13 protein-coding genes and 1 riboswitch are annotated in these 14,343 nt (G+C 71.0%); of the genes, 7 read left to right on the forward strand and 6 right to left on the reverse strand.

Features of this window, described 5'->3' with window-relative positions; all coding sequences use genetic code 11:
• Positions 1-78 precede the first annotated feature (78 nt).
• Complete coding sequence (locus tag ABZ079_RS29925) at positions 79-1,023, reverse strand: glucosyl-3-phosphoglycerate synthase (protein WP_356942651.1); 945 nt, start codon at positions 1,021-1,023, stop codon at positions 79-81.
• A 172-nt stretch (positions 1,024-1,195) separates the two neighbouring features.
• A riboswitch (SAM riboswitch) is annotated at positions 1,196-1,351 on the forward strand.
• A gap of 17 nt (positions 1,352-1,368) precedes the next feature.
• On the opposite strand from ABZ079_RS29925, the gene thrC reads away from it, so the two are divergent.
• From thrC to ABZ079_RS29955, 6 genes are all read left to right on the forward strand, one after another.
• Positions 1,369-2,652 carry a threonine synthase gene (gene thrC / locus ABZ079_RS29930; RefSeq protein WP_356942554.1) on the forward strand — a complete coding sequence of 428 codons (1,284 nt, stop codon included), beginning with the start codon at positions 1,369-1,371 and terminating at the stop codon, positions 2,650-2,652.
• Between the two features lie 118 nt (positions 2,653-2,770).
• Positions 2,771-3,049: a MoaD/ThiS family protein gene (locus tag ABZ079_RS29935; RefSeq protein ID WP_356942555.1), complete on the forward strand. Its 279-nt coding sequence runs from the start codon at positions 2,771-2,773 to the stop codon at positions 3,047-3,049.
• Between the two features lie 443 nt (positions 3,050-3,492).
• Positions 3,493-3,696 (forward strand): cold-shock protein, encoded by a 204-nt coding sequence (locus tag ABZ079_RS29940; RefSeq protein ID WP_004986573.1) that lies wholly within the window; start codon positions 3,493-3,495, stop codon positions 3,694-3,696.
• A gap of 297 nt (positions 3,697-3,993) precedes the next feature.
• Entirely contained in the window at positions 3,994-5,616 is a 1,623-nt protein-coding gene (groL, locus tag ABZ079_RS29945) for a chaperonin GroEL (RefSeq protein ID WP_014673417.1), read from the forward strand.
• Between the two features lie 213 nt (positions 5,617-5,829).
• Positions 5,830-6,954: an NADH:flavin oxidoreductase gene (locus tag ABZ079_RS29950; RefSeq protein ID WP_356942556.1), complete on the forward strand. Its 1,125-nt coding sequence runs from the start codon at positions 5,830-5,832 to the stop codon at positions 6,952-6,954.
• A gap of 55 nt (positions 6,955-7,009) precedes the next feature.
• Entirely contained in the window at positions 7,010-8,554 is a 1,545-nt protein-coding gene (locus ABZ079_RS29955; protein ID WP_356942557.1) for a carboxylesterase family protein, read from the forward strand.
• A 6-nt stretch (positions 8,555-8,560) separates the two neighbouring features.
• On the opposite strand, the gene ABZ079_RS29960 is transcribed toward ABZ079_RS29955, so the two are convergent.
• The 5 genes from ABZ079_RS29960 to ABZ079_RS29980 all read right to left on the reverse strand — a co-directional run bounded on the left by ABZ079_RS29960 (position 8,561) and on the right by ABZ079_RS29980 (position 13,886).
• Positions 8,561-9,130, reverse strand: coding sequence for a hypothetical protein (locus ABZ079_RS29960; protein ID WP_356942558.1), 570 nt, complete (start codon positions 9,128-9,130; stop codon positions 8,561-8,563).
• Between the two features lie 133 nt (positions 9,131-9,263).
• A complete protein-coding gene (locus tag ABZ079_RS29965; protein ID WP_356942652.1) occupies positions 9,264-10,100 on the reverse strand; it encodes a hypothetical protein in 837 nt (278 codons plus the stop codon).
• A gap of 373 nt (positions 10,101-10,473) precedes the next feature.
• A complete protein-coding gene (locus tag ABZ079_RS29970; RefSeq protein WP_356942559.1) occupies positions 10,474-11,910 on the reverse strand; it encodes a PTS transporter subunit EIIC in 1,437 nt (478 codons plus the stop codon).
• A 16-nt stretch (positions 11,911-11,926) separates the two neighbouring features.
• Positions 11,927-12,850, reverse strand: coding sequence for an N-acetylmuramic acid 6-phosphate etherase (gene murQ / locus ABZ079_RS29975; protein WP_356942560.1), 924 nt, complete (start codon positions 12,848-12,850; stop codon positions 11,927-11,929).
• A 142-nt stretch (positions 12,851-12,992) separates the two neighbouring features.
• Positions 12,993-13,886 carry a MurR/RpiR family transcriptional regulator gene (locus tag ABZ079_RS29980; protein ID WP_356942653.1) on the reverse strand — a complete coding sequence of 298 codons (894 nt, stop codon included), beginning with the start codon at positions 13,884-13,886 and terminating at the stop codon, positions 12,993-12,995.
• A gap of 68 nt (positions 13,887-13,954) precedes the next feature.
• Here ABZ079_RS29980 and ABZ079_RS29985 point away from each other — a divergent pair, with 68 nt between their 5' ends.
• On the forward strand, positions 13,955-14,338 hold the full coding sequence (locus ABZ079_RS29985) for a hypothetical protein (RefSeq protein ID WP_356942561.1): 384 nt from the start codon (positions 13,955-13,957) through the stop codon (positions 14,336-14,338).
• Positions 14,339-14,343: the final 5 nt, after the last annotated feature.

Consider the following 14,343-nt stretch of genomic DNA (forward strand, 5'->3'; position numbering starts at 1 on the left):
GCCCGGCCCGGAAACGCTCAAACGTACGGTCCACCCCGGAAGGGGGCTGTATACGGCCGTTCTTCCGCGTTCACACGTTCACGCCACCCGGCGTGCCGCGTACTCGGCTATCTCCGCCATCGGCGGCCGCTCCTCGGCGTCCACCGAGTGGGTGCGCGGCTCGAACCCTTTCTCGCCCCGCTCGAACTGGGTCAACGACGGCCTGACCAGATGCCCGCGGGCCAGCCGCAGCTGCGCCGTGCGGTAGATCGCCGCCGCCATCCGGCCGAGCGCCTGGCCGTCCTGGTGCCGGTGCTTGCGCACCCCGACGTCCACCTGGGCCAGCGCGTCGAGTCCCGCCAGGTGCAGGGCGTCCACCAGCATGCCCAGTTCCACGCCGTAGCCGACGGGGAACGGCAGCTGTTCCAGCAGGGAGCGGCGGGCCGCGTACTCACCGCCCAGCGGCTGCACGAAACCGGCCAGCTGTGGCCAGTGCATGTTCAGCAGCGGCCGGGCCATCAGCTCGGTGACCCGGCCGCCCTGGCCCGCCGCGCCGCCGAGCGGCCGGTCGTACATGCCTTTGACCAGGTCCACCTCGGGTTCGGTGAGCAGCGGGCCGACGATCCCGGAGACGAACTCGGAGGAGAAGTCCTTCAGGTCGGCGTCGATGAAACAGAGGATGTCCCCGCTGGTGATGAGCAGCGAGCGCCAGAGCACCTCGCCCTTGCCGGGGACGGCGGGGATGCGGGGGAGGATGGCATCACGGTGGACGACCCGGGCGCCCGCGGCGGCGGCGACCTCGGAGGTGCGGTCGGTGGAGCCGGAGTCGACGACGACGATCTCGTCGACGAGCGGGACCTGCTCCACGAGGTCGTGACGGATGACCGCGACGATGTCGCCGACCGTCTCCTCCTCGTTGAGCGCGGGCAGCACGACGCTGATCGTCTGCCCCGTACGCTGCTTGGCGGCCAGGATCCGGTGGAGAGGGCGATCGGTCACGGACCAGGAGCGGGTGGCCAGCCAGCGCTCGACTTCTTCCAGCACGGTCTGCGGCTCCTCACTGTTCGTGATCACGCGCGGTGACGCCGTGCGGCGTACCTGTGATCCATCTCGCGGTTCGGACGACTATCTCAACTGTCATGGCCTTCGGTTACAGTCTTGAACAACGCCGGTGACCATCGCATGTCGGGGGTCACGAGCGTCTACAACCACATACAGCTCATCCAGAGGGGCAGAGGGACACGGCCCGATGAAGCCCCGGCAACCCTCCAGTCGGTTCTCGTAGATCAGCTTGATCGTCTCCGCGAGGCTCCCGGCTAGGGAAGGTGCCAAATCCGTCTCACGGCGAGATGCGTCGTGAGGAAGATGAGGAGAAAGGGCCTCGCCTCCATGGCTGTGCAGACAGTTGCAAGCACCAGCAGTCCCGCCGTCGACCTCGGTCCCGCCGCGGCCCTGAGCTGTCGCGAGTGCGGTCACCGCGTCCCGCTCGGCCCGGTTTTCGCGTGCGAGGAGTGCTTCGGTCCGCTGGAGATCGCCTACGACTTCTCCGCCTACGACGCGGAAGAGCTGCGTGCGCGCATCGAGGCGGGCCCCGCGAACATCTGGCGTTACGCGCCCCTGCTGCCCGTCCCCGCCGACGTGGCCGACAAGCCGAACCTGAACCCGGGCTGGACCAAGCTCGTCAAGGCCGACAACCTGGCCGGCGAGCTGGGCGTCACCGGCGGCCTGTACGTGAAGGACGACTCCGGCAACCCGACGCACTCCTTCAAGGACCGTGTCGTCGCCCAGGCCCTGGAGGCCGCCCGCGCCTTCGGCTTCACGACGCTCTCCTGCTCCTCCACCGGCAACCTCGCCGGCGCCGTGGGCGCCGCCGCCGCCCGGGCTGGCCTTCGTTCCTGCGTGTTCATCCCGCACGACCTGGAGCAGGGCAAGGTCGTCATGGCCGCGGTCTACGGCGGCGAACTCGTCGGCATCGAGGGCAACTACGACGACGTGAACCGCTTCTGCTCCGAGCTGATCGGCGACCCGGCCGGCGAGGGCTGGGGCTTCGTCAACGTCAATCTGCGGCCGTACTACGCGGAGGGCTCCAAGACCCTGGCGTACGAGATCTGTGAGCAGCTCGGCTGGCGGCTCCCGGACCAGATCGTGGTCCCGATCGCCTCCGGCTCCCAGCTCACGAAGATCGACAAGGGGCTGCAGGAGCTGATCAAGCTCGGTCTCGTCGAGGACAAGCCGTACAAGATCTTCGGTGCGCAGGCCGAGGGCTGCTCGCCGGTGTCGACCGCCTACAAGGCCGGGCACGACGTGGTCCGCCCGCAGAAGCCGAACACCATCGCCAAGTCCCTCGCCATCGGCAACCCGGCCGACGGCCCCTACGTCCTCGACATCGCGCGCCGCACCGGCGGTGCGGTGGAGGACGTCACGGACGAGGAAGTCGTCGACGCGATCAAGCTGCTGGCCCGCACGGAGGGCATCTTCGCGGAGACGGCGGGCGGTGTGACGGTCGGCGTCACCCGCAAGCTGCTCAAGGACGGGGTGCTGGACCCGGCGAAGACCACGGTCGTCCTCAACACCGGCGACGGCCTCAAGACCCTCGACGCGGTGGCCGGCACGGGGCTCTCCGCGACGATCCGCCCCACCCTTGAGTCGTTCCGTGAGGCGGGACTCGCCTAGGGCTTCGGCCCATCGATTCCGTCTGCGGGCCGGTGGGGGCTGGGCGCGCCCCGCGGCGGAGCCGCATATCGACACAGCCCCGCGCCCCTGAGGGCGATGAGCTGACCGGAGGTCATACATGAGCGTCACTGTCCGCATCCCGACCATCCTGCGCACCTACACCGGCGGCCAGGCCGAGGTCACCGCCGAGGGCGGGACCCTCGCCGAGGTCATCGAGGACCTGGAGAAGAACCACACGGGGATCGCCGCCCGGGTGCTGGACGACCAGGGCAAGCTGCGCCGGTTCGTCAACGTCTACGTCAACGACGACGACGTCCGGTTCGAGCAGGGCCTCGAGACGGCGACCCCCGACGGGGCGGGCGTCTCCATCATTCCGGCCGTCGCCGGCGGCTGCTGACGGAATGACCGATCATTACCTTCGGTAACAGTGGTTACCTGTTGTTTCCCTGATTGCCCCCTCCGTGAGAGAAGCGGAGGGGGCAATTCTGTGTGATTGAGCGCGGTACAGTTGGGGAACGCGGCCGTGGCCTTCGGGCTGCGGACCCTGGATTCACACCGCACAGCCCGCCAAGAAGTAGCCAAAGTATGCGGGTTTTATGCGGCTTTTGCTCCTTTTGTGAAGCCCGACTTGCCCTGAAGTCGGATGAATTCTCGGCACATTCCGGATCGGTTTCCTCCGCAATTCTCGTCCGATTGACCTGTTGCAGACGGCAGTTGGACAGATACATTCAGCGGCGGTCGACGCGTTCCGGCGCACGCCCCCGTCCCATGGGGGGTGAGGTCTGACCCGGGTCCGCGAAGTGTGGATCTGTGCAAGGGCCAGTAATAGGGGAGTTAGGCATGGCTCAGGGCACCGTCAAGTGGTTCAACGCGGAGAAGGGGTACGGCTTCATCGCGGTCGACGGTGGTGCGGACGTCTTCGTCCACTACAGCGCGATTCAGATGGACGGCTACCGCACCCTTGAAGAGGGTCAGCGGGTCGAGTTCGAGATCTCGCAGGGCCAGAAGGGTCCGCAGGCCGACATGGTTCGCGTCACCGCCTGAACGTTTCTTGCGACGAAGGGCCCGCACCGGCACAGGGTGCGGGCCCTTCTTCCTGCCCGGGGCCTCCCCGTCCCGGACGGCTGAGCGCCGCCTGTCGCCCCGGAGGCGCTTGCACTCGACCATGCCGAGTGCTAATCATTGCGTTAGCACTCTGAAGGTGAGAGTGACAGTGAAGGACCGGGTCGGTGAGGCCCGCAGGCCGGGTGGGGCAAGGAACCACGAGGCCGGCGAGCCGTCCGTCGCGGGCGCGGGCGCGGTCCGAAGGAATCACCCCCAGTCCTGGAGGGACCACTTCACATGGCCAAGATCATCGCGTTCGACGAGGAGGCGCGGCGCGGCCTCGAGCGCGGCATGAACCAGCTCGCGGACGCCGTGAAGGTGACGCTCGGCCCCAAGGGCCGCAACGTCGTCCTCGAGAAGAAGTGGGGCGCCCCCACGATCACCAACGATGGTGTCTCCATCGCCAAGGAGATCGAGCTCGAGGACCCGTACGAGAAGATCGGCGCCGAGCTGGTCAAGGAAGTCGCCAAGAAGACGGACGACGTCGCCGGTGACGGAACGACCACCGCGACCGTGCTCGCCCAGGCCCTGGTCAAGGAAGGCCTGCGCAACGTCGCCGCCGGTGCCAACCCGATGGCTCTGAAGCGCGGTATCGAGAAGGCCGTCGAGGCCGTCTCCGCCGCCCTGCTGGAGCAGGCGAAGGACGTCGAGACCAAGGAGCAGATCGCCTCCACCGCGTCCATCTCCGCCGCCGACACCCAGATCGGCGAGCTGATCGCCGAGGCCATGGACAAGGTCGGCAAGGAAGGCGTCATCACCGTCGAGGAGTCCAACACCTTCGGCCTGGAGCTCGAGCTCACCGAGGGTATGCGCTTCGACAAGGGCTACATCTCCGCCTACTTCGCGACCGACATGGAGCGCATGGAGGCGGTGCTCGAGGACCCGTACATCCTCATCGCCAACTCCAAGATCTCCTCGGTCAAGGACCTGCTCCCGCTGCTGGAGAAGGTCATGCAGTCGGGCAAGCCGCTGCTGATCATCGCCGAGGACGTCGAGGGCGAGGCCCTCTCCACCCTGGTCGTCAACAAGATCCGCGGCACCTTCAAGTCCGTCGCCGTCAAGGCCCCGGGCTTCGGTGACCGCCGCAAGGCCATGCTCGGCGACATCGCCATCCTCACGGGCGGCGAGGTCATCTCCGAGGAGGTCGGCCTCAAGCTGGAGAACGCGACCCTGGACCTCCTGGGCCGCGCCCGCAAGGTCGTCATCACCAAGGACGAGACCACCATCGTCGACGGTGCCGGCTCCTCGGAGCAGGTCAACGGCCGGGTCAACCAGATCCGCGCCGAGATCGAGAACAGCGACTCGGACTACGACCGCGAGAAGCTGCAGGAGCGCCTGGCGAAGCTCGCCGGCGGTGTCGCGGTCATCAAGGCCGGTGCCGCCACCGAGGTGGAGCTCAAGGAGCGCAAGCACCGCATCGAGGACGCCGTCCGCAACGCGAAGGCCGCCGTCGAGGAGGGCATCGTCGCCGGTGGTGGCGTGGCCCTGCTGCAGGCCTCCCAGGTCTTCGAGAAGCTGGAGCTCGAGGGTGACGAGGCGACCGGCGCCAACGCCGTGCGCATCGCGCTCGAGGCCCCGCTGAAGCAGATCGCCGTCAACGCCGGCCTCGAGGGCGGTGTCGTGGTGGAGAAGGTGCGCAACCTGACCCCGGGCCACGGCCTGAACGCCGCGACCGGCGAGTACGTCGACCTGGTCGCCGAGGGCATCATCGACCCGGCGAAGGTGACCCGCTCTGCCCTGCAGAACGCCGCCTCCATCGCCGCGCTGTTCCTCACCACCGAGGCCGTCATCGCCGACAAGCCGGAGAAGGCCGCCGCGCCGGCCGGCGGCGGCATGCCGGGCGGTGACATGGACTTCTGATCCTTCCGAGGATCGGCACCAGTCCTTTCGTACGAGGGCGGTACCCCCTGCCACAGGCAGGGGGTACCGCCCTCGGGCGTGTCCGGGATCACGTGGGCCGGGCCGGCCGGCCCGGGAATGGGGGCCTGCGTCTACACGGTTGCTTAAGAAGGTGCAACAATGCGCGCGCACATACCAGCCGGTTAACACTGTCACTCACGAGGAGCCCCCCACGTGACCGTCACCACGCCCGCCTCCCGCGCGGCCCGGATCCTCTCCCGCCCGATCGCCCTCAACGGCCTCACCGTCCCCAACCGGATCGTGATGGCGCCGATGACGCGCATGTTCTCCCCGGGTGGCATCCCCGGCGAGGATGTGCGCTCCTACTACGCGCGCCGCGCCGCCGCCGGCGTCGGGCTGATCGTCACCGAGGGCACCTACGTCGGCCACGAGTCGGCCGGCCAGAGCGACCGCGTCCCGCGCTTCCACGGCGAGGAGCAGCTCGCGGGCTGGGCCAAGGTCGCCGAGGACGTGCACGCCGCGGGCGGCACGATCGTCCCGCAGCTGTGGCACATCGGCATGGTCCGCAAGCAGGGCGACGCCCCCTTCCCGGACGCCCCCGCCGTCGGCCCCTCCGGCCTCGTCACCCCGGACGCCGAGCCCACCGGCAGGACGATGACCCAGCAGGACCTGGACGACGTCGTCGCCGCGTTCGCCCAGGCCGCCGCGGACGCCGAGCGCATCGGCTTCGACGGCGTGGAGATCCACGGCGCCCACGGCTACCTCGTCGACCAGTTCCTGTGGGCGGGCACCAACCGCCGCACGGACGCGTACGGCGGCGACCCGGTGGCCCGTACCCAGTTCGCCGCGGAGATCGTCGCCGCGGTCCGCGAGAGGGTGTCCCCCGAATTCCCGGTGATCTTCCGCTACTCGCAGTGGAAGCAGCAGGACTACACCGCCCGCCTCGCCGAGACCCCCGAGGAGCTGGAGGCCATCCTCACTCCGCTGGCCGCCGCCGGCGTCGACGTCTTCCACGCCTCCACCCGCCGTTACTGGCTGCCGGAGTTCGAGGGCTCCGACCTCAACCTCGCGGGCTGGACGAAGAAGCTCACCGGCAAGCCGGTCATCACCGTCGGGTCGGTCGGCCTCGACGGCGACTTCGTCAACGCCTTCCAGGGCGAGGGCTCCCCGGTCAAGGGCATCGACAACCTCCTCGACCGGCTGGAGGCCGACGAGGTCGACCTCGTCGCCGTCGGCCGCGCCCTGCTCCAGGACCCGGAGTGGGCGGCCAAGGTCCTCTCCGACCGCTTCGACGACCTGAAGCCGTACGACGCGGCGGCGGTGAAGACCCTCAGCTGACGGGGCACTCATGATCGCTGCCGTCCGTTCCTCTGACAACCAGTGAGGAGCGATCATGACGACGAGCGAGTCCCACGCCCCGGACACCGACGGCCCCGTGGTGCGCACCGCCTCCGGCGCGGTGCGCGGCCTGCGCGAGCGGGGGCTGTCGGTGTTCCGGGGCATCCCCTTCGCCGAACCTCCGGTAGGTGAGGCCCGCTTCCAGGCCCCGCGCCGGGCCCGCTGCTGGGACGGCACCCGGGAGGCGTACGCCTTCGGCCCGCCGCCCCCGCAGGAGCCGGGCGTCCTGGGCCGCACGGCCCGCCCCGCCACCGGCCCCACGGGCGACGACTGGCTCACGCTGAACGTGTGGACCCCCGACCCGGACCCGTCCGCCGCCCGCCCGGTGATGGTGTGGATCCACGGCGGCGCGTACAAGCTCGGCCACGGCGGCCAGCCGGGCTACGACGCCCAGCACGTGGCCCGCGACGGCGACGTCGTGGTCGTCACCTTCAACTACCGTGTCGGGATGGAGGGTTTCGCCCTCTGGGCGGGCGCCCCGGCCAACCGTGGCCTGCTGGACCAGGTCGCGGCCCTGGAGTGGGTCCAGGAGAACATCGGCGCGTTCGGCGGTGACCCGGCCCGGGTCACGGTCTTCGGCGAGTCGGCGGGCGCGGGCTCCGTCGCCTCCCTGCTGGCGATGGAGAGGGCGCGGGGCCTGTTCCACCGGGCGGTGGCGCAGAGCGTGCCCGGCACGTTCTTCTCGGCCGACCTGGCCCGCGACATGGCGACGGCACTGGCGGCGGAGGCCGGCCGGCAGCCCACCGCGGCCGACCTGGCCGCCGTGGACCCTCGTCGACTCCCCGAGGCCGGACAGTCGCTGTCGGCCAAGATGCTCCAGTATCTGGACCGCTGGGGCCGGGCGGCGCCCACGGTCACCCCCTTCTCCCCGGTGGTCGACGGCGACGTACTGCCCATGTCTCCCTGGCAGGCGCTGGCCTCGGGCGCGGCGCGGGAGGTGGACCTGCTGGTCGGCCACAACCGCGACGAGTTCCGCCTGTTCATGGCCATGAGCGGCATGCTCGGCGAGATCACCGGGGAGCAGGCGACGGGGGCCCTGCGGTTGCTGGCACCGGACGGCGAGGCGGGCGAGCGGGCCTATCGGGCGGCCTTCCCCGGGGCGTCACCGGCCGAACTGTACGAACGCGTCCAGACGGACTGGCTGTTCGGCATGCCGAGTCTGCATCTGGCCGAGGCCCAGCTGGCGGGCGGCGGCCGGTCCCACGTCTACGAACTGACCTGGCCTGCCCCGGGAAGCGTACTGGGCGCCTGTCACGGCCTGGACATCCCGCTGCTCTTCGGCACGTTCGGCGCGGACCTGGGAGGCCTCCTCTTCCCCGGCGGCAGGCCCACCTCGGAGGCGGAGCACCTCTCCGCCTTCATCCGCCGCTCCTGGACGGCGTTCGCACGCACCGGCGACCCCGGCTGGCCGGCGTACGACACCCGGACCCGCCCGGTACAGGTGCTGGACGCGGAGCCGAAGGTGACGCCGTACCCCGAGGAGAAGAGCAGGCGCATATGGGAGGGTCACGACTTCCGGCCGCTGCCGCTGCTGGACTGACCGCGGCTAGAGGTTGCCCATGGGCTCGATGTCGGTGCGCACCGGCGTCCCCCACACCCGCAGCACCTCGTAGTCGGTGAACTCGTGCACGAGCCGGTACGCCATGGCGGGCCGGGATCCGCGCCGCTGGGCGGCGAGGTACGCCTCGGCCTCCTGCCGATCCCGCCTGGGCGTCCCGCACAGCTGCCACTCCTGCCCGTTCCACAGCTCGGGCAGCCACCGCTGCTGGGGCTGGGGCCGGTCACCGCGCACGCCGTAACGGGAGGGGGCCGAGCGGACCGGCTCGGCCACGTTCGGCCTGCTGCCGTACTCCGAGCGCCGGTGGGCCCTGCGCCGGGTCTCGCACAGCAGGCACAGATCGGGGGCGCTCTCGTCCACGGGCCCCTGCGGGTGCTCAGGGCACCGGGTGCTGGGCGCGCCGGCCCCGACACTCTCGTCCAGCAGATCGAGGGCCCGCCGCAGATCGGCCCTCACCTCGTGCAGCCGGGCGTCCGGGGTGTCGACGGTGAGTGCCTCCCCGTGCTCCCCGAGCAGCCGCAGGGCCCGGCCGAGGGCGGTGAGCTGGGCGTGGTTCATGTCAGTTCGCTCAGTCCTTCAGCTTCTCGGTGTCCAGGGTGATGCCGGCCGGGGGTGGCGGTTCGACGGTAGCGCCCCACGGGCAGCGGGCTCCATGGTGCCCCGGAGTGCTCTCCTCGATCGTCTGAGGCCATCACGTGAGTGTTGCTTCTCGTCTCTTTTCCAGGATCGCAGCACGCATCTCCGTCGCGTAGGCGTGGATGGCGGGTGCCGACGGGGGCGCATGGTGGTGAACGCCAGGAGGGGGTGCGCCCCGGCACACCCGGCACAGTCCACCCGGCAGCGCCTCCGGCCGCCCCGGCACACCGCACTCCGCGCACTCCATCAACCGGGGCGGCCGGGACGCCGGCGGCCCGGGTTCGGGCGCCGGGGTGGGCGGGAGCTTGTCGGTCAGGCGTCTGCGGACCAGGGCGGCCGGGTGGTGGACGGGGGTGGGCAGCCCGGTGGTGAGGGCACGGAGTACGTCGTCGTCGCCGGCGCCCCTGACGTACCACTGCACGACCAGCGGCGCGAGGCCGGCGCAGTCGGCCTCGGAGAGAGACAGCGCGGGGGCGCTGCGGCCGAGGGCGGCGAGGAGGACGTGGGCGCGGGAGCGGGTCGGCCGAGGGCGGCCCTGCGGTGGCTCGCCCATGACGTCCCCGCGCGTGAAGGCGGCCCACCAGTCATCGGCGCGTGCGGTACGGGAGAACCACGATCGGGTGATCCAGCGGACGGAGTCGGTGCCGGGGAGCCGTTCGCGTCCCCGGCGCAGATGCCCTTCCCGCTGGAGGCGCCTCAGGGCCGTGCCGAGGGCGCACTGCCCGTACGGCAGCACCCTGGCCAGCGTCTTCACGGAGATGTCGGCGCCGTCCGGGAGGCGGTCGATGTACGCGGCGACGGCGGCTTCGCGGGCCGGAAGGTGGGCGAAGTCGTGGTTGCTGCGGGGGCGTTGGCCGGGGGCGGAGCGTTTTCCGTAACCGGGGTTGGCCATCGGGTGCGGGGAGGGGTGCGCCGGGAAGGGGGCAGCACTAAAGTTGGCGTCAGCCATGGGATCGAACTCTCTCTTCGATCTCGTAGGTCAAGCCCCCGCACGGTGTTGGCGCACCAGCGGGGGCTGTTTGCTTACGGCCGCACGTTAGAGCCTTGTGACTCTGCGTGGCAAGCCGAACGCGTCAAGTCAACACGCGGGGTGGGAGGGCGGGTTGAGGCCCTCCACCCGTTCCTTGAAAAGAGGGCTCGAAGCTCGGGGCGAGAGGCTTGAGCTTCGGGGGATCGCTCAGTGCTTGAGGTTCGAGACGAACGCCGACCAGGCCGTCGAGCCGAAGACGCCGTCGAGGACGGGCTGAGCCTGCTCTCGGTACCGATCAACCTGCTCGCGGGATGGGTGAAGAGCCCGGGCGCCGGGGGAAGCCGAAGAGGTACGTCGCCGCGAAGCCCACCGCGTAACCGGTGAGCAGCCCGCCACCGTAGACCGCCGCCGCCACCCCCGGCCCCCTGTCCCCCGCGAGCAGCGGGAACAGGGCCCAGCCCGACGGGCCGATCGCCGTCGCACCCACTTCGGTGCCCAGCATGGCGAAGAAGCCGACGAAGGCTCCGCCCGCCGCCCCGCCCGCACAGGCGGTCAGGAAGGGCCTGCCGAGCGGCAGGGAAACGCCGTAGATCAGGGGTTCACCGACGCCCAGCAGGCCGGCCGGGAGGGCCGACCTGATCGTCGTACGCAGCGAGACGTCGTGGCGCAGGCGGACGTAGACCGCGAGGGCCGCGCCCACCTGGCCCGCGCCCGCCATGGCCAGCAGAGGGAGCAGGACGGTGTAGCCCCGCTGCTCGATGAGGGTGGTGTGGAGGGGAATGAGGGCCTGGTGCAGGCCCAGCATGACCAGCGGCAGGAAGAGGCCGCCCAGCACCAGTCCGGCCACGGCACCGGCGGTCGCGAGGAGCCAGTTGGCCGCCGTGCCGATGGCGGTGGCCACCGCGCCGGCCGCGTACATCAGGCCGTACAGCGTCACCAGGCCGGGGACGAGCACGGTGACCGTGGGGGTGAGTAGGACGTCCAGTGCGCCCGGGACCCGGCCCCGGCACCACTTCTCCACCCGGGTCGCCAGCAGCGCCGCCGCGAGCGCGCCGAGCACCCCGCCCTGCCCCGGCGCCAGGTGCATACCGAACGCCGTCACCTTCGCCACGCCCGGATAGACGACGACGGCCGCCACCGCGCCGCCCAGCACGGGCGTGCCGCCGAACTCCTTCGCCGTGTTGTGGCCGACGAACACCGCGATCAGTGCCATGAAGGCGGAGGCGATGGCGGACACGGCGGGGGTCAGGCCGGGCAGCCAGCCGGCGTTCAGGAGCAGCCCGTTGAGGCCGGCGAGGACGCCACAGCCGATCAGGGCGGGGATGAGCGGGACGAAGACGCTCGCGACGCGGCGCAGGGCGGTCTTGAGGGGCGTGGCGTTGCGCTGCCGCAGCTCCTCCTCGATGCGGGCGCCCTGGTCGGCCGGCCGCGCGCCGAGCGGCTGCTGCCCCGGACAGGTGCCGCTGCCGGCCGCCTGCCCGGTGATCAGGGCCTGGACCGCCGCCGTGACCTCGTCGACCACCCCGGGCCCGAACACGATCTGCCAGACGCCCCCGCCCACCACCACCCCGAGCACGCCGGGCACGGCCCGCAGGGCGTCCTCGTCCACCGCCGCCGGATCGGCGAGGCCCAGCCGGAGCCGGGTCATGCAGTGGGCCACGGAGGTGACGTTGGCCGGGCCGCCGACCCGGGCGAGGACGGCGGTCGCGGTGGAGGCGGGATCGTTGCGCACGCCCCGAGCGTGCGGGTCAGCCGGCCGCGTGCGCCAGCGCGGCACGCAGATGGCCGCCGGACTCCTCCAGAAGGCGGGCGGCCGTCGGGCCGTCGACATCGGCGAGAAGGGTGAGGATCGCGTTCTTCACCTCGCCATCGGACTCGGTGAGCGCCTTCTCGATCTCCTCGTCGTCCGCCCCCGTGGCCAGGGACACGATCCGGTGGGAGCGGGCCCGGAGCTTGTCGTTGGAGGCACGGACGTCGACCATCAGGTTCCCGTACGTCTTGCCGAGCCGGATCATCGTGATGGTGGAGAGCATGTTCAGGACCAGCTTCTGGGCCGTGCCCGCCTTCAGCCGGGTGGAGCCGGTGATCAGCTCCGGGCCCACGACGACCTCGATGCCGTGCTCGGCGGCGGCCGCGAGCGCGCTGTGCTCGTTGCAGGCGAGGCCGATGGTCAGGGCGCCCAGCGCTCGGGCGTGCTCGACGGCGCCGAGGGCGTAGGGCGTGCGGCCGGAGGCGGAGATGCCGACCACCGTGTCGTCGGCGGTCGGCTGGAGCGCGTCGAGGTCCTTGCGGGCCAGCTCCCTGGAGTCCTCCGCGCCCTCGACGGAGGTGACCATGGCCTCGGGGCCGCCCGCGATCAGGCCGACGACCTGGGCGGGGTCGGTGTTGAAGGTGGGCGGGCACTCGGAAGCGTCCAGCACGCCCAGCCGTCCGGCCGTTCCGGCTCCGGCGTAGACGAGCCGACCGCCTCGCGCCATGCGCTCGGCCACGGCGTCGATGGCGGCGGCGATCCGGGGCAACTGCGCCGCGACGGCACCGGGCACGCCCGCATCCTCGCCGTTCATCAACCGGGCGATCTCAAGGGTGGACAACTGATCGATATCGGCAAGCTCGGGCCGAAAGGCCTCGGTGGTCAACGAGGCCAACTGACTGCGCAGATCATGAGAGGTCATTGGGGGGCGGCTCTCTCCGGTGACTTTTCAAGGGGGGTGAACCTACCTCGGGGCGCGGGGCCCTGCTCGATGTGCGGCTGCGCCGCGGGGCGCGACGAGCCCGAACCCACTCGCAGGTCCCACGAACGGTCGGTCCTGCGGTCTATCGCGACCCACTCCGATGCCGATGGGCCAACGCCTCGTAAGACGCGGCCAAAGCCGGCGCCGCGGTCTCGTACGTGCGCTGGGCCACACCGACGAACAAGCAGTCCACCACCAGTAGTTGACTCGTCCGTGAGGACATCGCGGCCGGCCGCAGCTCGGTCTCCCGGGACGTGGAGGTGGTCAGCACGTAGTCGGCGTACTGCGTCACCGGCGAATCGGGTCTTCCGGTGATCGCGACGGTGGTCGCCCCGTGCTCGAAGGCGACCCGCAGTGGCTCGATGACGTCCCCCGTCGAGCCGGAGTGCGTGATCGCGATGGCCACGTCCCCCGAGTGGAGCTGCACCGCGTTGGTCACCGCCAGGTGCGGGTCGCTGTGCGCGTGGGCTATGAGCCCTATTCGCAGCAGCTTCTGCGTGAGGTCCTGGGCGACGAGCCCGGACGCCCCTATGCCGTACACATCGGTCCGCCGGGCACCGGCCAGCGCGGTGACGGCCGCGCCCAGCTGGACGGTGTCGAGTCCGGCGGCCGTGTCGGCGAGGGTCTGCTGCTCCTCGTAGGCCAGTTTCGCGACGACGTCGGCGATGGGGTCGTCCACCGCGATGTCCGTCGTGATGGCGGGCGCCCGGCCCGACTGCTGCTGCGCGGCCAGCCCGGCGAGGGCCAGCCGCAGGTCGCGGTAGCCGGGGTAGCCGAGGAGGCGGGCGGTGCGGACGACCGTGGCCTCGCTGGTGCCGGTGAGTTCGGCGAGGCCGGTGACCGTGAGGGCGGCGCAGCCGGCCGGGTCGCTCGCCACGGCCTCGGCGACGCGCTGCATGGACCGGGTCATGGAGGGGGCGAGCGTGCGCACCTTCGCGGCGAGGGAGCCGCCCGGACTGCCGAAACTTTCCTTCATGTCCTGGGTCACAGGTGAAAGATATTTTCGGTTCGGTCTGGTGGTCAAGAGTGCGCACAATGGGTGGCATGGAGCCCATCAGTCCCCTTGAGCAGGCCTTGCACGCGGCGCGCGCCCTGGTGCTCGCCGACCTGATCGCGCGCGAGGTCGCGGCGGCGGACGTGGTCTCACTGGTCGAGGACTCCGTCGCACAGCGGCGCTGGTGGGTCGAGCAGTGGCCGGAGGGCGCCGCCTACGTCGCCGGGCTGGTCGCACAGGACGTGCAGGACGCGCTGCTGGAGCGGCACGGCCGGTGGCCGCTGTGCTCGGTGTGCGGCTCCGGCGACCCGCACGCGCTGCACGTGGAACCGGAACTGGGTCCCGACCCGCACTGGGTGTGCCACAAGGCGGGCGTGAAGGTCGCCGCGGTCGGCTCGCTGGGGGCGGTCACGGGCGGGACGACGTCCTCGTGAGGTGC

It is taken from the genome of Streptomyces sp. NPDC006314, assembly GCF_040613075.1.
Lineage (GTDB): Bacteria > Actinomycetota > Actinomycetes > Streptomycetales > Streptomycetaceae > Streptomyces.